Here is a 752-nt window from a genome sequence, read left to right on the forward strand (position 1 = left end):
CCTTAAGTATGACCAGCTCACACATAAAACACTCGGTGTGTCAGTTACCGCAGGTATCCTCGGCAGCCGCTGTTGACAAACGCACCGTCAGTCAGCAAAACCGCAATACAGCACCGAGACAGTAAGGGGGTGACTGAGGTGACCGAGGGTAAATTCTGAGTTGTCAAATATTAGAGAGAGTGAGCTACACTACAAAATCGAGGGGAACAATTCGATCTACCCTCAGTCACCTCAGTCACTCGACTCCACTTGGTGTCTCGACCCACGTCTCGGCAGGATGGATCGACTACCATCAGTCAGCAAAACCGCAACAAGGCTTCGGGTTATCAAAGAGTGACTGAGGTGACTGAGGGTAAAACGTGAATAGTCAAATATTAGAGAGAAAGGGAACAGTGCAAAATCGAGGAGAACAGTTCGATGTACCCTCGGTCACCTCAGTCACTCGGCTCTACCTACCGTCTCGACTCATCTCTGTGCAGGGTTGATCGGAGTACCGTCAGTCGCCTCGGTCAGCATCGACGTTACTCGTTGGATCTTCTCATCTGCCCAATGCTTATCCCGGTGGGTGGGATAGAGTGAGGTAAGCGACGCACCCCCCGACAAACCATCGGGGAATCGACGAACCCGCGTCGCGCCTAACAATATGTTCGCAAACAACCCGCGGTCAGAGACATCTGACCGCAACGACGCCGAGAAGAATACTAACAACAACAACTGCAGTGCAGACAAGAACGCAGCAAAACTCTTGTTCG

The 752-nt window shown here is 51.6% G+C and carries 1 protein-coding gene; it reads right to left on the bottom strand.

The features are described 5' to 3' along the window. Window positions 1–465: 465 nt before the first annotated feature. The coding region (locus tag DVK07_RS23925) for a hypothetical protein (RefSeq protein WP_233565557.1) at window positions 466–752 on the bottom strand (287 nt) is incomplete at its 5' end.

The organism is Halorubrum sp. Atlit-26R (assembly GCF_003666015.1).
Classification (GTDB): domain Archaea; phylum Halobacteriota; class Halobacteria; order Halobacteriales; family Haloferacaceae; genus Halorubrum.